The 17,744-nt window shown below is 61.4% G+C and carries 19 protein-coding genes; 12 read left to right on the top strand and 7 right to left on the bottom strand.

What is annotated here, in order from left to right; translation table 11 throughout:
• Positions 1-7: 7 nt before the first annotated feature.
• Together AC1DVN_RS19305 and AC1DVN_RS19300 are read right to left on the bottom strand one after the other, a co-directional pair.
• On the bottom strand, positions 8-433 hold the full coding sequence (locus AC1DVN_RS19305) for a hypothetical protein (protein ID WP_003946354.1): 426 nt from the start codon (positions 431-433) through the stop codon (positions 8-10).
• Complete coding sequence (locus tag AC1DVN_RS19300; RefSeq protein WP_019744771.1) at positions 430-1,020, bottom strand: helix-turn-helix domain-containing protein; 591 nt, start codon at positions 1,018-1,020, stop codon at positions 430-432. The genes AC1DVN_RS19305 and AC1DVN_RS19300 overlap by 4 nt, the downstream gene beginning before the upstream one ends.
• A 165-nt stretch (positions 1,021-1,185) precedes the next feature.
• Between AC1DVN_RS19300 and AC1DVN_RS19295 the strand changes: the two genes are divergently transcribed.
• The 6 genes from AC1DVN_RS19295 to AC1DVN_RS19270 all read left to right on the top strand — a co-directional run bounded on the left by AC1DVN_RS19295 (position 1,186) and on the right by AC1DVN_RS19270 (position 7,188).
• Positions 1,186-1,971, top strand: a complete 786-nt coding sequence (locus tag AC1DVN_RS19295) for an aldolase (RefSeq protein WP_019744772.1) — start codon at positions 1,186-1,188, stop codon at positions 1,969-1,971.
• Between the two features lie 33 nt (positions 1,972-2,004).
• Entirely contained in the window at positions 2,005-2,907 is a 903-nt protein-coding gene (locus tag AC1DVN_RS19290; protein ID WP_019744773.1) for a dihydrodipicolinate synthase family protein, read from the top strand.
• 59 nt (positions 2,908-2,966) lie between these two features.
• Positions 2,967-3,827, top strand: a complete 861-nt coding sequence (locus tag AC1DVN_RS19285) for an SDR family oxidoreductase (RefSeq protein ID WP_019744774.1) — start codon at positions 2,967-2,969, stop codon at positions 3,825-3,827.
• Positions 3,827-5,620, top strand: coding sequence for a DEAD/DEAH box helicase family protein (locus AC1DVN_RS19280; protein WP_477994129.1), 1,794 nt, complete (start codon positions 3,827-3,829; stop codon positions 5,618-5,620). The genes AC1DVN_RS19285 and AC1DVN_RS19280 overlap by 1 nt, the downstream gene beginning before the upstream one ends.
• Positions 5,621-5,874: 254 nt before the next feature.
• On the top strand, positions 5,875-6,351 hold the full coding sequence (locus AC1DVN_RS19275; protein ID WP_019744776.1) for a nitroreductase/quinone reductase family protein: 477 nt from the start codon (positions 5,875-5,877) through the stop codon (positions 6,349-6,351).
• Between the two features lie 57 nt (positions 6,352-6,408).
• Positions 6,409-7,188: a DUF427 domain-containing protein gene (locus tag AC1DVN_RS19270; RefSeq protein ID WP_029255945.1), complete on the top strand. Its 780-nt coding sequence runs from the start codon at positions 6,409-6,411 to the stop codon at positions 7,186-7,188.
• Positions 7,189-7,235: 47 nt separating this feature from the next.
• On the opposite strand, the gene AC1DVN_RS19265 is transcribed toward AC1DVN_RS19270, so the two are convergent.
• Positions 7,236-8,468: an MFS transporter gene (locus AC1DVN_RS19265; RefSeq protein ID WP_092763097.1), complete on the bottom strand. Its 1,233-nt coding sequence runs from the start codon at positions 8,466-8,468 to the stop codon at positions 7,236-7,238.
• 72 nt (positions 8,469-8,540) lie between these two features.
• Between AC1DVN_RS19265 and AC1DVN_RS19260 the strand changes: the two genes are divergently transcribed.
• Positions 8,541-9,416: a LysR family transcriptional regulator gene (locus AC1DVN_RS19260; RefSeq protein WP_317558752.1), complete on the top strand. Its 876-nt coding sequence runs from the start codon at positions 8,541-8,543 to the stop codon at positions 9,414-9,416.
• Here the strand turns inward: AC1DVN_RS19260 and AC1DVN_RS19255 are convergent.
• The 4 genes from AC1DVN_RS19255 to cobF all read right to left on the bottom strand — a co-directional run bounded on the left by AC1DVN_RS19255 (position 9,409) and on the right by cobF (position 13,517).
• Positions 9,409-10,275: an Fpg/Nei family DNA glycosylase gene (locus tag AC1DVN_RS19255; protein WP_019744780.1), complete on the bottom strand. Its 867-nt coding sequence runs from the start codon at positions 10,273-10,275 to the stop codon at positions 9,409-9,411. The two genes, AC1DVN_RS19260 and AC1DVN_RS19255, sit on opposite strands and share 8 nt — an antisense overlap.
• Before the next feature lie 40 nt (positions 10,276-10,315).
• Positions 10,316-11,491 carry a GGDEF domain-containing protein gene (locus AC1DVN_RS19250; protein ID WP_020908671.1) on the bottom strand — a complete coding sequence of 392 codons (1,176 nt, stop codon included), beginning with the start codon at positions 11,489-11,491 and terminating at the stop codon, positions 10,316-10,318.
• Between the two features lie 43 nt (positions 11,492-11,534).
• Positions 11,535-12,701: a GGDEF domain-containing protein gene (locus AC1DVN_RS19245; RefSeq protein WP_477994128.1), complete on the bottom strand. Its 1,167-nt coding sequence runs from the start codon at positions 12,699-12,701 to the stop codon at positions 11,535-11,537.
• 75 nt (positions 12,702-12,776) lie between these two features.
• Entirely contained in the window at positions 12,777-13,517 is a 741-nt protein-coding gene (gene cobF / locus AC1DVN_RS19240) for a precorrin-6A synthase (deacetylating) (RefSeq protein WP_021332282.1), read from the bottom strand.
• A 79-nt stretch (positions 13,518-13,596) separates the two neighbouring features.
• Here cobF and AC1DVN_RS19235 point away from each other — a divergent pair, with 79 nt between their 5' ends.
• The 5 genes from AC1DVN_RS19235 (at position 13,597) to AC1DVN_RS19215 (ending at position 17,742) form a co-directional block, all read left to right on the top strand.
• Entirely contained in the window at positions 13,597-14,397 is an 801-nt protein-coding gene (locus AC1DVN_RS19235; protein ID WP_003946427.1) for a thymidylate synthase, read from the top strand.
• 2 nt (positions 14,398-14,399) lie between these two features.
• Positions 14,400-14,891, top strand: a complete 492-nt coding sequence (locus AC1DVN_RS19230) for a dihydrofolate reductase (RefSeq protein ID WP_477994127.1) — start codon at positions 14,400-14,402, stop codon at positions 14,889-14,891.
• A gap of 84 nt (positions 14,892-14,975) precedes the next feature.
• Positions 14,976-15,308: a cupin domain-containing protein gene (locus AC1DVN_RS19225; protein ID WP_003946336.1), complete on the top strand. Its 333-nt coding sequence runs from the start codon at positions 14,976-14,978 to the stop codon at positions 15,306-15,308.
• Between the two features lie 19 nt (positions 15,309-15,327).
• Complete coding sequence (locus AC1DVN_RS19220; protein WP_070795877.1) at positions 15,328-16,023, top strand: hypothetical protein; 696 nt, start codon at positions 15,328-15,330, stop codon at positions 16,021-16,023.
• Between the two features lie 27 nt (positions 16,024-16,050).
• The gene (locus AC1DVN_RS19215; RefSeq protein WP_021332279.1) at positions 16,051-17,742 is read left to right on the top strand and encodes a sensor histidine kinase; all 1,692 of its coding nucleotides are present in this window, start codon (positions 16,051-16,053) and stop codon (positions 17,740-17,742) included.
• Positions 17,743-17,744 lie beyond the last annotated feature (2 nt).

The raw sequence follows: 17,744 nt of genomic DNA, 5'->3' as shown, positions 1-17,744 counted from the left end.
AGCCCGGTCAGAAGAACTGACCTTTCACGAAACCTGCGAGCAGGACCGCGAATCCGCCAACCTCACCGAGAATCAGCAGGAACATTCCGAGGTGCAGGGGCGGACCGGCGGACTCGAACTGATTGTCGGTGTCCTTCATCGCACCGTGAGCGATGTAGCTGAAAATCGCTGCGAGAAAGAAGAACACGACCACTGCGGCACTGGTCAGGTTGATCCACGTCGGCCACGCACTGAGTTCGACGAACACCGCGATCAGCAGCGTCGCAAACGAGTACATCAGGGCTGCGCGGTGGGCGATGTCGACATACGGATGGGCGAGGTGATTATCCGAGGTGGCCATCTGTCGGTACTTCCAGATTCCCAGGCACAGGGAGAGAAGGAAGATCAGACCGGCCGCGAGCAGCGTCAGTGTCGTGTCGATCCCCAGGGTCATCTGCTCACCCCGCAGTGCGCTTCCAGTGAGTCACCGCTGGGTGATCCAGTCGAAGGCTTGTCGTAGACGACAACCAGCACCACCGCACGATCTGCCGACACCGATCGCATCCGGTGTGGCGTATTCGCGTCGAAATACAGGCTGTCGCCGGCGTCGAGGTGCATCGTCTGTCCGGGGATTTCGAATTCTACGGATCCGGAGTGCACGAACACGAACTCCTCTCCCGTGTGGTCCATGAACTTGGGACCCATCACCGACGCCGGATGAACCACGAACGGCTGCATGGCCTTTCCGACCATGGAGGGCGCGATCGGATCGTAGACGGAAGACTGCACGGAGGAAGCCGGGTCGATCACGCGGTCCTTGGCGCGCACGATCGTCATGGCATTGCCCTCCATACTGTCCGAGAACAGTTGTCCCACATCGGCATCGAGCACCCGTGCAATTTTGAGCGCCACCGCGATCGACGGGGTACTGATACCCCGCTCGACCTTCGAGAGATAGCTCTTCGTCAGACCGGTCTGCTCGGCCAGGCCCTCGAGCGTCAGACCGGCGCGACGCCGATGTGTTCGCAAAAACGCTGCCATTCGGTTCCCCTCACGAGACTTTGTGTCATCACCCTACCAACACATTGACCTGCGACGATCAGCGACGCTCGCACTGAGGGTTGCACATTTCCGTCCTATATGACACTTTGTGTCCTATAGGTGACTGAATGTCATTGATTCCGGGCCCCGAGAAAGGCACACCCCATGACCGACACGATGCATGCGAGCAAGCAAGAACTCATGGCCACCGCCGAGACGAAGATGCTCACCGAAGTAACCACAGGCAGTTGGACACTTCGCCAGAAGATCGCACTGACCTGCCGCGCACTGTCGGACGCCGGCCACGATTCCGGTCTCGCCGGCCAGATCTCCGCCCGCGGTGAGCAGCCTGGCACGTTTGTCACCCAGCGACTCGGCCTCGGGTTCGACGAGATCACCGAGGACAACCTCCTGCTCGTCAACGAGGACCTCGAAGTCCTCGACGGGGAGGGCATGCCGAACCCCGCCAACAGGTTCCACAGTTGGATCTACCGCGCCCGACCCGACGTCAACTGCATCGTCCACACACACCCACTGCACGCGACGGCGTTGTCGATGCTGGAGATTCCCCTCGTCGTCTCCCAAATGGACATCGCGCCCCTCTACGACGACTGCGCATTTCTCGCCGACTGGCCCGGAGTTCCCGTGGGAAACGAAGAGGGCGAGATCATTTCGGCTGCGCTCGGCGACAAGCGGGCAATTCTGCTCGCCCACCACGGCCAACTCGTCGTCGGCAACACGGTCGAAGAAGCATGCTCCCTCGGGCATCTGATCGAGCGGGCCGCGCGGCTGCAGTTGCTGGCAATGGCTGCCGGCGACATCAAGCCGCTACCGCCTCGCCTGGCGAAGGAGGCTCACGATTGGACACTGACCCCTCGGCGCAGCGAGGCGAACTTCGCGTACTACGCCCGTCGGGCTCTCCGCAATCATCCCGACGCACTGACCAACTGAATTTCGTTTCCCACCAACAGAACAGAGAACCCCATGAGCAGCACAATCAAGGGAATCGTCGCCTACCCCATCACCCCGTTCGACAGGGACACCGGAGCATTCGATCCCAAGCCGCTACACACGCTCCTCGACAGCATGATCAGCAGTGGTGTCGACGCGATAGCCCCACTCGGCAGCACCGGCGAGAGCGCCTATCTCGACGACGCCGAATGGGAGTCGGTCGCCCGGGAAACTGTCGACTACGTCGACCGACGAGTCCCCACCGTCGTCGGAGTGTCGGATCTGACGACGGCGGGAGCACTCCGCCGAGCATCGATCGCGGCAGACGCCGGTGCCGACGCAATGATGATCCTCCCCACGTCGTACTGGCATCTGGGTGAGCAGGAGATTCGTGAACACGTCAGTGCGGTCGCCGATTCCGTCGACATTCCCACGATGATCTACAACAATCCCGCGACCACAGGGATCGACATGTCGCCGGAGTTTCTCGTCGACCTCGTCTCCACCGTCGACGGCATCACGATGATCAAGGAATCCACCGGCGACATCACCCGCATGAACCGCATCAACGAACTGAGTGGTGGCACGATTCCCTTCTTCAACGGCAGCAATCCTCTTGCACTGCAATCTTTCTCTGCAGGCGCAAGCGGATGGTGCACGGCAGCACCGTGTCTGGCCCCCGAACAGGTGGTGCACTTCTGGCGTCTACTCGAATCCGGTGATCGGTCGGGTGCCGCCGCTGTGTTCGAACAGATCGAGCCACTACTGAAGGTCCTCGTCAGTCGCGGACTGCCGTCGACGGTCAAAGCCGGGTTGGAATTTCTCGGCGTCGACGCCGGCCTCCCCCGCCGGCCCCTGCTGCCCCTCGACGACAACACCAGGACAGCTTTGTCCGACGCTCTGTCGGTGGCTCGCGGTGTAATCGTCGCGTCGTGACCTGACGTGGGAGTGGGTTCCGGCAAGATGGGATGCACACCGACCGAAGGAGGGGCACCATGTCCGTAGATTCACGGTCTGCGAGGATCGCCGTCACCGGCGCTACCGGCCATATCGGCGGACTGGTGGCCCGGTCGTTGGCCGACGCCGGTGTCCCACAGCGGCTGATCGCGCGTTCGGTCAACCGATTGCCGCAGCTCCCCGGTGCCGATTCGGCCGAGACTACGTACGGGGATCAGGAGAGCGCTCTCGCGGCTCTGGCCGGAATCGACACCCTCTTCATGGTCTCGGCGGCCGAAAGCGCAGATCGTCTGGATCAGCACCGCACCTTCATCGACGCCGCAGCGGAGGCCGGGGTCAGGCACATCGTCTACACGTCTTTCCTCGGTGCCGCTCCGGACGCGACGTTCACGCTCGCTCGCGATCACTGGGTCACCGAGGAACATATCCGCGCTTCCGGACTCGCATTCACCTTCCTGCGCGACAGCTTCTACCTCGATTTCCTACCCGCTCTCGCCGGTGAAGACGGTGTGATCCGCGGACCCGCAGGTGACGGTCTTGTCGGCGCGGTAGCGCGGTCCGACATTGCTGCCGTCGCCGTGTCGGTTCTGCAGGATCTGGATTCTCATGTCGGACAGACGTACAACCTGACCGGACGCGAGGCACTGACGCTCTCCGAGGCCGCGAGCATCATCACCGAGGTCACCGGCAAGCGGACCACGTACGTCGAGGAAACGCTCGAGGAAGCCTACAAGTCGCGGGCGTCGTACAACGCACCCGATTGGGAGCTCGATGCTTGGGTGTCGACGTACACCGCAATCGCGCAGGGTGAATTGGCGATGATCACGAGCACCGTGGAGGACCTTGTCGGCCGGCCTGCGCTCACGCTGCGTGAATTCCTCACAGCAGAAACCGCCTGATGCCACCACGCAAAGCAACCACGGCACGCAAGGCTGCCGCAAAGAAAGCTGCACCGAAGAAGGCTGCTCCCAAGAAGAGTGCAACCAAAAAGACCGCCGCAAAGAAGACTGTCGCAAAGAAACGATCACGCGCTGTGATGCCCGACGTTCCGACAGCTGCTCCGGGCGAACGAGTCTGGCTTCTCGACGTACCCTTTCGGACGCCGGCGCCTGGTGCGCAGTTCGTCAAGAAATGGAAGAGCTACGCGTGGGTGGGCACGGAGTTGCCCGTAGAACTCGCTCCGTTCAAGGCACTCCCCTTCTCGTATCAGCAGTGGGTCGAGGACGACATCAATGACAGCACCGGCGAACGCCCGGTTGCTGCACCCAAAATTCCTCGGCCCGAGCAGGTTTCGGGGGCTGCGGCCGTCGTCGACGCTGCTCGGGCCGGCAAACGCGGATTTCTGTTGGCAGACAATGCCGGCCTGGGTAAGACGCTGATCGCAGTGATGTCGGCCAAGACGATTGCCGAGGAACGCGGCGAAACCAACATCCTCGTCCTCGTCGATCGACCCGCACAGATCACCATTCCGCATTGGCGCTATTCCATCGCCTCGGTGGGCGACGGCGGATTCCGCTGGCTGATCATGTCGCCTGACCAATTGAAGAAGCTGATCGCGCGAAACGGCCGTCCCAAGTACACCTTCGGTGTTGTGATCGCGGACGAGGCCCAGCTGTACAGCAACGACACACAGCGCACAGCTGCCTTCGAGAAGGTTGCGCGCTTTTCCAATTCACACGAGCAAGCGCCGTTCGTCCTGTCCGTGACAGCAACACCGGGACATACGCCGGCAGATCAGCGTTACCTGGCGCCGCTTTTTGCGCAGCTGCATTCAGAACCTTCGGAGTACTGGTCCGACCTGGGTGCCAGGCTTGTCGAGTCCGGCCTTCCGCTGGACAAGTCCTACGGGAAGTGGACGTGGAGCGCAGAGGCGAAGGAATCAGCGACCCTGCAATCCCAGGCGCTCGAGACCGTGCGTGGATGGATGTCGAACAGCAAACCGCCCTTGATGATTCATCGACCGACTCCGTGGGGACCCGTTCCGCTCGACGGTATGCCGATCGACCTCACGCATGCCCAGCGCGCCGAGTACGAGACCGAGTGGGCCGAGTACGCCTACGAAATGGGATTGGCCCGCAAGAGCCGCAACATCGCGCGGGGCCGTGCGCTTGTTCTGCGCTATCGACAGAAGGCGGGCATGATCCGCGCCGAATCGACGGCCCAGTGGGCGCAGGCGCAGGTCAAGGCAGGCAAACAGGTGTTGGTGGCCGTCGAATTCGTCTCCACGGCAGGCGATCCACTGGTCGAGATGATCGAAGACGCCGGGATCTCGGTGGCAAAACTGTTCGGCGCGGTGCCGGACAAGGAGGGTCAACGTCTGCGGTTTCAACGCGGGGATGCACCGGTCATCGTCTTCAATGTCACGACCTCGATCTCGCTCCACGCCAACGAAGCACTCCCCGACGGCACTCACGCGTCCTCGTTGCCACGGACGGGAATCTTTCATCAACCGCGATACTCAGGGATCGCGGCAGAACAGACATTCGGTCGGTCACACCGCGACTACCAGACGTGTCCATGGGTCATACCCTTCGGCGTGGGCACCAAGGAAGAGGACGTCGCCACGGTCATGTTGCGCAATCTCAATTCGGTCACAGGTCTGAAAGGTGGTGATCGATCCGGTCTGCGGTCGCTGTCCGAACTGCTCGGCGTCGAGTGGCTAGAGCCCGATGTCTTGACCACGGAGTCTTGACCTCGGAGTCTTGACCTCGGAGGCTTGACCACGGGGGCTTGACCACGGGGCTTGACCTTCCAATGGCCGTCCAACGCGCGCACACGAACGGTTTCGGAGGTATGCCCCAATTCCACTCCACCAAAACCGAATTCGGCTGACCGCTTCATTCCTTTCGGGACCTTGGGACTCAGGTATCTGTGACCTGACGTGGCAGACTCTTTCGAGTCGAGGTGCACCAGCCTCGAAACAGTGCCGAGAAACCGAGGGGTCCTATGCGCAATATCTACCGGTCATTGATGCGCAATGTCGGCCATACACAATGGTTCTCGGATCTCGGCAAGGATCTGGTTCCGCTCGATCGAGCAGTGCAGAGAGTGTCGGGCGGCAAGCTCTCACTCGTCGGCGAAAACACCGTGACCCAGCTACTGCTCACCACCACTGGCCGCAAGACCGGCCGTTCTCGCACCACGCCACTTCTGTATGCACCCGACGGCGATGCGTTTGTCGTCGTCGGATCCAACTGGGGGCAGGATACGCATCCAGCGTGGACACTCAATTTGATGGCAAACCCCACCGCAATCGTGACAGTGAAGGGCGTCGAAATACCGGTCGGTGCGAGTCTGGCGGAGGGCGCCACGCGTAAGAAGCTGTGGAAGCTCGCGACCACCACGTGGCCACCGTACGAAACCTACGCCGATCGAGCATTCGGGCGCCAGATCCGCGTATTTCGACTCCAACCTGTCAAATAGCTGCTGCCGGGCGCAGGATGGGAAGGACCACCCTGCCGATCTCAGGAGCATTCGCGAATGTCCACAGCACTGACTCACGCAGAAGACACACAGATCACAGCTTCCAACGGGCGGATCGCACTGGAGCCGAACCCCCGCCGCATTCGAGCATTCTTCGCTGGTCACGCCGTCGCGGACACCACTCGTTCGGTGTACCTTTTCGAACGCGGCCGCCTGCCGATGTACTACATCCCTCGTGCGGACGTTCGCACCGAATTTCTCGTCCCGACGTCGACGACCACCCATTGCCCATGGAAAGGTGACGCCACCTATTGGACGATCGAGATCGGGGATCGCCGGGCCGAGGACGCCGTCTGGTCCTACCCCGAACAGTTCGACGGTTCCCTGGACCTGAGTGAGTACGTCGCGTTCTATTGGGATCGCATGGACGCCTGGTACGAGGAGGATCAACAGGTCTTTGTCCACGCCCGCGATCCATACGTACGTATCGACGCACTCCCCTCGTCCCGACACGTCCAGGTTTTTGTCGGCGACGTACTGGTCGCCGAGACGACACGACCCAGACTGCTGTTCGAAACCGGACTGCCCACGCGGTACTACATTCCGAGAATCGACGTTCGCAGCGAGTACTTTGTGCCGTCCCCGACCACCACGGCCTGCCCGTACAAGGGCACTGCGTCGTATCTGTCCTTCACCGGCACAACCGAACTCGCACCGATCGAGGATCTGGCGTGGTTCTATCCGTTCACCACCGCCGAAGCGTCCGGGATCGACAACCACGTGTCGTTCTATCCCGAACGCGTCGGCAAGATCTTGGTGGACGGTACCGAAATCTGACAGGCGCCGAAATCTGACAGGTGCGGGATCCGAGAAGGTGCGGGTGCCTATCCCACCGAGACAAGGGATTCCGGGATTCGCAGTTCAGCCTTTTCCAGCCGGCGATCGTGCATCCACACCAACGCCGTTGCAACGGAGAAGACCAACCCGGCGATACATACTCCGTTCCAGCCGTACGACTTCCACACCATCGACCCCACAGCCGAGCCCACGGCGGCACCCACGAAGTAGGTGGTCATGTACACCGAGTTCACACGCGAACGCGCTTCGGGGACAAGGGCGTAGATCACGTTCTGGTTGCTGACGTGCACTCCCTGCAGCGCGAGGTCGGCAAGAACGATGGCAACAAGAAACCACACTATATGCGTGGCACCGGAGGCAAAGGGAAGCCACGACACCAACAGAATCGCGATAGCTCCGCCCGTCGCCACCTGACCCAATCCCCGATCGGCCAGTCTGCCCGCCACGGTCGCCATCAACGCTCCCGCCACGCCGAGTAGTCCGACCAGGCCGATTTGAGTATCGCTGTAGCCGAATTCGCCGGAGAGAAGAAAGGCCATTGTCGTGAAGACTGTGCTGACGGCAGCAAAAGCCAGCCCGCCCATGGCCGATCGAGTTCTCAGGCGAGGCAAGGTCGCAGCCAACTTCCCTACCGACACGAGCGTTGCGCCGTAGCTTGCCTTCGGTCGATCGGCGGAATCGGAAGGCAGAGATCGCCACAGTGCCACGGCCATCACCACCATCAGAACCGCCGCAACCTTGTAGACCGTCGACCACCCTCCCAGTCCGGAGAGCACGCCGGCAACACTGCGCGCCAACAGGATTCCGATCAGCAGTCCGCTCATGATCGTTCCGACTACCTGACCGGACCTCTCAGGTTCGGCCAGTGAGGCGGCAAACGGAATCAGCACCTGGGCAGCAACCGAAAAGACCCCTGCCACTGCGATTCCCACTGCCAGGGTGGCAAAGTTGGGCGCAAATCCGCTGACCGCTTGACCGGTCGCCGCCAGCAGCATGAGCCCTACCGTCAGCTTGCGTCGGTCGACCATGTCGCCTACCGGAACCAGAAGTATCAATCCGAGTGCATACGCGACCTGTGCGATGGTCACCGTCGCGGCCGCTGCGGAGGCCGAGACGTTCAAGTGGTCCGAGATGGAATCGAGGAGTGGCTGATTGAAGTAGTTACCGCCCGCGCACAGACCCGTCGCTGCAGCCATCAGCAGCACTATCGGTAGTCCGAGCCTCGGACGCGCGTCGCTTGAAATCATGTCGTCAAGCATGACCGCCCACACCGACGCGCGTCCAATAGATAGATATGCATGATCTATCTCCAGAAGCGATAGATTTGTGCAATGGAACTACGTCACATCCGCTACGCCCTGGCAGTCGCGGAAGACAGACACTTCAGCCGTGCAGCCGCGCGGTTGCACGTTTCACAGTCCGCGTTGAGTGCCCAGATCAGAGACCTCGAAAAGGAACTGGGAGTCGAATTGTTCAACCGCAACAGTCGAAACGTCGGCCTGACTGCTGCCGGGGAGGTTTTTGTCGCCCGCTCCCGTGAGGTGCTCGGCGCCGTGTCGAGACTGGTCAGTGATGTCTCGGCACGGAGCAACGAGCAAGTGCGGCTGACGGTCGGCACCATCACCTCGGCGGGGCGCGTCGACGTCGGCCGTGCGCTGGCAGATCTGACACGCCGCCACCCTGCAATCAACATCACCGCGCGACCGTACGGCAGTGAAGTAGTTATCGAAGGAGTCCGGTCCGGCGCAATCGACGTCGGCATCGTCGGATTGGCCGCAGGCCGCTTACCCAAGAGCTTTGCCGCCGCACCGTTGTGGAGTGAACCCACCGCAGCGTTTGTTGCTCCCGACCATCCCTTTGCCCAGGCCTCGTCGATCAGACTCGAAGACCTACGGGATCACACTCTCGTGGACTTCGCCTCCGGCAGCGAGGCCCGTGTCCAAACCGACCAAGCCTTCGCCGAATCACAGGTCCCACGCGGAAAAACGCTCGAAGCCAACTCGGTGGACCTGATCTGTTCACTGACCGCCAACGGCCTGGGTGTCGGTTTGCTCCCCCAGTCCATGAGCGCCCAACATCCCGAACTGGTCTGTATTCCGATCACCGATGCCCCGCATCGGATCGTCCACGCAATTACCGAACCCACCCATTCGTCGGCGCTGGCCCGCGAATTCGTCGAACTACTCGCGGCGCAGTTCGCTACTTGAGCAGTTTCGACATTCGCCTGTCCGCCAACGGCTTACCGCCTGTCTGGCACGTCGCACAGTATTGAAAAGAACGCTCCGCGAACGACACCTCGCGTACGACGTCACCGCACACCGGACAGGGAAGTCCGGTGCGAGCATGTACTCGCATCCCCGAGCGTTTCTCACCTTTGAGCCGCGCCGCGTCTTGACCTTCCGAACGCTCGATCGCGTCGGCCAGCGTGGACCGCATCACGGCATACAGCGTCGAAATCTGCTCCGGCGTCAGCCTCGACGAGGTCGCGAAGGGCGATAGTTTCGCGGTATGGAGGATCTCGTCCGAGTAGGCGTTCCCGATGCCGGCGATCAGCGACTGATCGACTATCGAGTTCTTGATCCGCGCCGACGTCCCGCCCAGAATCTCTGCGAACTCAGCTTCTGTCACAGCCATCGCGTCCGGCCCCAACCGGGCGATGCCCGGAACCTCCTGCGGATCGTTCACCACCCACACGGCGAGACGTTTCTTGGTGCCGGCTTCGGTGAGATCGAATGCCGGCGTCAACCCTTCAGGTGTGAAGAAATGAACGCGCAGCGCCAACGGCCCCTTCCCCGGCTTYGGCGGCGTTGGCGACGGATTATCGAGCCACCGCATCCAACCGGCGCGGGAGAGATGCGTGACCAACCACAACCCGTCGCAATCCAGAGCCAGATGTTTCCCGAAGCGGGCGGCGCCCGTGACGTCACGCCCTTGCAAAGCCGTGATCGGCGGATCGAAGGTCTTGAGCACACTCAATGCAGCGATATCGACGCGTCCCACCACTGCGCCGACCGCGTGCTGACGAAGGAACCCTGCCAGCGCTTCCACCTCGGGTAGTTCAGGCATGGCATCAGACTAACGCCGACCACGGACACTCACCGTGTGCTCAGTCCGTTTCGGTCAGCAGAACCACCGAGTGTCCACCGCGCGCCTTCGCTGCGTACATCGCGCGATCTGCACGTCGCAGCAAAGTGGGATAGGCGATGAGTGCATCGTCCGGCGATTCGAAAGGACCTGCGACCTTCGCGATTCCGACGCTCAGGGCCACCTCGGAATGGCCGGGAGCAGTGACCGTTGATCGCTGAAGTTCTTGTTCGAGTCGATCGACCGAGCGTTGATCGCCCGAATCGACGATGATGAACTCGTCACCGCCGATCCGTGCGATCAAGGCCGCCGGGCCGGCGCATTCGACCAGTCTCGATCCGACCTTCTCGATCACAGCGTCCCCGACTGTGTGCCCGTACTCGTCGTTGATGGTCTTGAATCGATCGATGTCGACAGCGGCGACAACGACAAGCGCCGAATTGGCGTACGACCGCTCCAGTAACAGTCGCACCTCGTCGGCCAGTCCCCTCCTGTTGAGAAGTCCGGTCAGTGGGTCCAACTGCGAATTCAACGCATCGGTGCCGAGAATGGAGAAGATGAACTGACAGGCAAAGGGGATCACGTAGATCGCCGCGCCGACGAGAACTGTCAAAGCGACCAGAACCGGAACATCCGAATAGTTCTCGACAACGGAAATGCGCGTCACAATGCCGATGACTACGACGAATACCCACAACATGTGCAGGCTCTGTATTCGAGCATTGTGGAAGAACGCGATGTATCCGCCGATCACCGAGAACATCACGGCATGTGCCAGTGCCGCAAGTGGATTGGAATACAACAGCATTGCGGCCGCTATTCCCACTTCCGAATAGAGCACAAAGGCGTATGACCAGGAACGGGAGAGGTTGCGCCTCGTCGAGAGGGCGACAGCCATCATCACGGTTATGACGATGATGACTGCGTTCGCGGTGCGCGCGTGCGGAGTGGTCGGCCCCTGTGGACTGAAGCGAGTCAAGAACATGATCACGGTGACCAGCACCAACGAGCAGACGACAAGAAACCGCGAGGCGACGGTCAACCCTTTGTCCGCGAGATAGCGATTGAAGGTGTCGAATTGGTCCGGACGCCGATACCAATCGACAAGTTGAGAAGAGATCAGCCGGAATGCGGGACCCGAGAGCGGCCGTTGAGACGCGACGGCGTCCGAACGCTCCACACTCTCGGCAGATTCCATAAGGTCAGGGTAATCCAGTCAACTCCCCGCAATCAGACAATTCTCACTCTTTGCCGTCCCACATCACAACCCGATCGCCGCCGGCGGCCTTCGCGCGGTACATCGAGGCGTCTGCTACTCGAAACAGTTCCTTCAACTCCTCGTCGGAAATGATCGAAGACCATTCGGCAGAGGTGATCGCGACTCCGACGCTGGTCGTCACCGCCGGATCACGATCGTCGATTCGCAGGTGCCTTCGCAGATTGTCCTCGAATGCGGGCGCTGCACCGACGTCGATCGTGTCCACCAAGACGAACTCGTCCCCACCGAATCTGGCGAAGAGCGCCTTCTCCCCGCCGCACCACCGCAGTCGATCAGCAATCTGACGAAGTACGAGATCGCCTTCTTCGTGCCCCCGCGAGTCGTTGACGCTCTTGAACGAATCGACATCGACGATCGCGACGACATACGACGACTTGCTCGACGCATGCCCCGTTGCCCCCATTTCGACAACAGCTCGCTGCAGCCCGCGCCGATTCAGAAGGCCGGTCAACGGATCCACATCCGAACTGTCCGCGTCGGAGCCGAGAAGTGAGAGGACGAACTGGCAGGCGAACGGGATGACCACGATCCCGGTGGCGATGATCAGACACAGTGCGGTGGCCAACGCAGGATCCGCGTAGACCGCGACCTTTCGGCCGACCACTGCCAGAACCACGATGGACAGGGCGATGTGAATCGCCTGGAGTCTCGCGTTGTGAAAATACGCGATGTAACCACCGATCAGTATCAAGAGCACGCACTGGATCAACCCGATGAAGGGGTCGCTGTTCAAGAACACACCGACAAATACGCCGACCTCGCAGTAGGCGACAAAAAAGTACGACCACCGACGCGTGATTTCGGGCAGAAGGCAGAAGAGCACGATCACCGCGACCGTGACTCCGATGATGACGGCGTTGACGACGCTGGTGACGTGGTTGTGCACGCCCGCGTCGCTGAAGCGCAGCAGAGTCATCGCAACGATGACCGTCGTCAGTGAACCGATGACCAGCAATCGGACGGCTAGCTCCAGGCCCTTCGTGGCGAGGTATCGATTGAAACTGTCGAACTGATCAGGACGCCGATACCACTGAACGAGAAGGTCGAAAGCCGACTTCACAGCTGATTTTTCACGGCCACGCGGAGCGGGCAGAATCGACTGCAGTCGGTCCTGCCCGAACGATGTCATGCGCAGATCATAGGTGCGCAGACCGTCGTTCGGGATCAAGAGCGCAGGATCGAGGCCGCAAATCCGCGGTCGGTGTCAGCGCCGAACGAGGTACGTGTCCATGATCCAACCGTGCTTCTCGCGCAGCTCCGCCCGGCGCGCGACGATCCGGTCTTCGACGTCGCGCAGGTTGCCGGAAATCAACTCCTCGTCCGCGGTTCCGAGGTATGCCCCCCACCAGATTTCGGCATGGTCTTCGGCCACCTGAGTGAAGGTGCAATGCGCGTCGAGCATGACGACGGCGTTGTCCACACCGTCGGGCAATCCCTCGGCCAGTTTGCGGCCGGTCGTGATGTGGATGGGTTCGCCGATTCGGTTGAGGACGATTCGGTGTTGTGCAGCCAACGACTGCACGCTGGTGATTCCCGGGATGACGGAGTAGTCGAACGTCACTCTCCCGCGAGCGAGCACGCGCTCGACGATCCGCAGAGTGCTGTCGTAGAGGGAGGGATCACCCCAGACGAGAATCGCTCCGACGCCAGGTTCGGCCGCGAATTCCGCTTCGAATTTCGCGGCCCGACGCTCGTGCCAGTCCTCGACAACCCCCTCGTAATCGGTCGGGGTTCGGTCCCGCGGCGGGTCCGTGATCTCGACCACCTTGTAGTCGAGGTGAACGTGCTCGTCGAGGATGCCGGTTCGCAAGTCGACCAGAGCCTGCTTCTCGTCACCCTTTCCGATGATGAAGAACGTATCGGCCCTGTTCATAGCCTTGATCGCCTGAACCGTCACCTGGTCGGGATCACCCGCACCGATACCGATCACCAAGAGTTCGCGCATGTGCCGAGGCTATATTGCCTTTATTAACCGCGGGAGGTTAATAAAGGCGCACGGCAAGGCAGGCCCTAGACTGATTCCCGTGACTGTCTCCACTGCTTACGAAGACCTCCTCCGGCTCGTCATGGAGACGGGTACCGCCAAATCCGATCGAACCGGAACCGGCACCCGCAGCATCTTCGGTCACCAGATGCGTTTCGATCTTGCCGACGGCTTTCCGCTCGTCACCACCAAGAAGGTCCACCTCAAGTCGATCGTCAACGAGCTCCTGTGGTTCCTGCGCGGCGACTCCAATGTGGCGTGGCTGCACGAGCACGGCGTCTCCATCTGGGACGAGTGGGCCGACGAGAACGGCGAACTCGGCCCCGTCTACGGCGTCCAGTGGCGTAGCTGGCCCACCCCTTCGGGCGAGCACATCGACCAGATCACGCAGACCGTCGAGACCCTGCGCTCCAACCCCGATTCGCGGCGAATCATCGTCTCGGCGTGGAACGTCGCCGACATTCCGCAGATGGCGCTGGCTCCATGCCACGCGTTCTTCCAGTTCTACGTCGCCGACGGCAAGCTCTCCTGCCAGCTGTACCAGCGCAGCGCCGACATGTTCCTCGGCGTTCCGTTCAACATCGCCAGCTACGCGCTGCTCACCCACATGATGGCCCAGCAGGCCGGACTCGACGTCGGCGAGTTCGTCTGGACCGGCGGTGACTGCCACATCTACGACAACCACGTCGACCAGGTCACCGAGCAGCTCGGTCGCGAGCCCCTTCCGTTGCCGACCTTGAAGCTGAACAAACGCGACTCCATTTTCGACTACACCTTCGAGGACGTCGAGATCGTCGATTATCAGCACCACCCCGCGATCAAAGCGCCGGTAGCGGTCTGACGATGACCGATCGCACAGTCACCCTCATCTGGGCGCAGGCCCACGACGGCGTCATCGGCGTCGACAACACGATCCCGTGGCGCGTGTCCGAGGACATGGCTTACTTCAAACGCGTCACCATGGGACATCCGGTGATCATGGGACGGCGCACCTGGGACTCCATTCCGCTGAAGTTCCGGCCGTTCAGCGGGCGTCGGAACATCGTCGTCACGCGCGATCCGCAATGGCAAGCCGAAGGCGCCGAGGTAGTCCACAGGCTGGACGACGCCTTGGCGTTGCCGGACGGTGACGTATTTGTCGTCGGAGGCGGGCAAATTTATTCGGCTGCAATGCCATTCGCGACGCATCTCCTGGTGACCGAGGTCGACCTCGACATCGCCGGTGATGCCTTTGCTCCCGAGATCGGCCCCGAATGGAACCTGAAGTCCGACGAGCCCTGGCAGACCTCGGAGAAGAGCGGGCTGCGCTTCCGCTGGCTGGAATACACGCGCTGACCGACTTCCGCCGATAACGAGGCACCTCGCGAGTGAGTCGGTCATACTCCAAGAACGACATTCACCGCTTCCGAGAGGTCTTCGATGGACAAGAAGTCACTGACCGCTCTCGCTCGCCAACAGTTGAAACTGGCGGGCTCGGCGACCAGCGGTCGCAGTTCACAAACCGTCTACGGCGGCCACCAGCGCAGCCTGCGACAGACGGTGATCGCGCTGAGCGCCGGCAAGAGCCTCGCCGAACACGACAGTCCGGGCGAAGCCACACTGTTGGTCCTGAGCGGGAAGCTGAATCTTGTGTGTGGGAGCGACCAGTGGAAAGGATCCACCGGTGATTTCCTCACCGTGCCGGCCGACCGCCACAGCGTCGAAGCGCTCGAAGACGTTGCATTTCTGCTCACCGTCGCCATGAAGGGTTGAAGTCGGTACCGTCTTCCGGGTGAGCGAAACCGTGATCGAAGTGTCCATCGTCGCAGCCCCGTCCGTTCTGTGGCCCGCCCTGCGCGACCCGTCGCTGATTCGTCGTTGGTTCGGCTGGGAGTACGACGGTCTCGACGACGAAATCACCCAGATCTACTCCACCGCTGAGGCCGATCCCGAAGCACTGACGCTGAAACTCGGAAACGGTGACCGCTTCTCACTTCTCGAACAAGACGGCAAGACGGTCGTCCGCATCGATCGGCCGGCCAAATCTGCCGACGACGACTGGTACGACGACATCACCGAGGGATGGACGACGTTCCTCCAGTTGCTCAGATTCGCAGTGGAGCACCACGGACTCGCTGAGCGAAGAACCATCTATCTCGACGGCCTGCTGCTCCCTGGCGAGAATGCGGCAACCGTCCTCGGGCTCACCGAAATCGGTTTGGAAGCGGGAAGTCGATACGCGGCGACAATCGCTCCCGGCGACTATTTCGAAGGCGTCGTCGACTACGTCACCGATCACCAATTCGGGTTGACAGTCGAAGATCTCGGTCCTGGTCTACTCTCTGTCGCGACCCAGTCGGTGACTCCGCAGCGGCCAGACGGAGGCATGTCCATCCTGCTGACCACCTACGACCTGAGCGATGACGAGTTCGACGAAATCAAGCATCACTGGTCGTCGTGGTGGGAAGGTCGCCGTCAGGAGGGCTGACGTTCCGCGAGGCGATATGCTTCGACCATGGTCGAAGCATCGGGTCACAGTCCGGCACGCACGTTCGGCGAGTTGCTCGACCGCCTGGGCGATTCCAATGCAGACATACCGACACTCCACCGTCTGCTCGAGGCGGTCCTGGTGGTCGGTTCCGGTCTGGATCTCGACCTGACTCTCCAACGGATCATCACCTCTGCGACAACGGTTCTGGATTGCCGCTACGGCGCCCTGGGGGTTGCGGCGCCGGGGGGCGGACTCTCGGAATTCGTGTACGAGGGAATCTCCGGGTCCCAACGCGCGACCATGGGACATTTCCCCGAAGGTCATGGCGTTCTGGGTGTTCTGATGAATCACCCGCAGACTTTGCGTGTGGCGCATCTCGGCGACCATCCCGAATCGGTGGGATTCCCCGCAAATCATCCGCCGATGGAGAGTTTCCTCGGGGCGCCGATCATGATGCGAGGAAAGGTGTTCGGAAGCATCTACCTGACTGAGAAGCGCGGAAAAGCCGAGTTCACCCAAGAAGACGAGGTCATTCTCGAGGCCCTCGCCATCGCAGCCGGCATCGCTGTGGAAAATGCTCGACTGTTCGAGCAGTCACGAACTCGTGAAAGATGGCTCACCGCAACATCTGCCATTCGCTCGCGATTGCTGGCCGGTGACTCGCTCGAGGACGGCCTGCAACTTCTTGCCAGTCGCGTTCGGGACCTGACCGGCGTCGACGACGTGATCGTGGTGATCTGCGAGAACGGATACGCACAGGTTCACGCTGCAGCCAGCGCCCGAACCACGTCACGTGGAGTCAGAATTCCAGCGACGACCTATCCGTTCGACGTGGTGCGGAGCACTCGAAAGCTACAGGTACTCACCACTTTAGGTGCACTCACCGAACTGGTGCCGTCGGCCGGAAGTGCGGTCGTGGCACCGATGTGCGTCGCCTCGGGTGTAGTCGGCGCGGTCATCGTGGCGTCGAACTCGACCAACACGCACTGGGATCACGACGAACTGACCCGAATCGAGTCGATGGCCGAACTCGGCTCCGTTGCAATCGAGTTCGACGAGAAACAAAAGGCGCAACGCCTGTTATCGGTTCTCGCGGACCGCGACCGCATCGCACGAGATCTGCACGACAACGTCATCCAGCGACTGTTCGCGAGCGGAATGAGCCTGCAGAGCACGCTTCCAGACGAGACCCTCCCGGAGTCGGCGCGCGCGATTGTCAAACGATCCCTCGAACAGCTCGACAAGACAGTCCGCGAGATTCGGACAACCATCTTCGATCTGCAGACTCCCACAGCCACCGATTCGTCGAGCCTGCGCCGACGCCTCCTCGATGTCATCGGCGACGCCACCGCACAGTCCGCCGTGACCCCCAGCGTCCAATTCTCCGGCGCCATCGACACTCTGGTGAATCCCGGGATCCACCAGCACGCCGAAGCTGTGCTGCGTGAGGGGCTGAGCAACGTCCTTCGGCATGCACACGCACACCACATCACCATCGCAGTCACCGCGGACGTCGAATTTGCGATCACGATCGAGGACGACGGCGTCGGACTCCCCTCCGACTTCCACAAGAGTGGACTTCACAATCTCGAGCGCCGTGCCGAACATTGCGGCGGTACGTGCACGATCGTCAACCACGATCCGAGCGGTGCACGCCTGCTCTGGCGAGTACCGCTCGGGCGCACCAACTCGAATCGACCGAAGTCCGGTCGGTAGAC

Source organism: Rhodococcus sp. P4_E4 (genome assembly GCF_056401575.1).
This window is presented reverse-complemented; position numbering and strand designations above follow the sequence as displayed.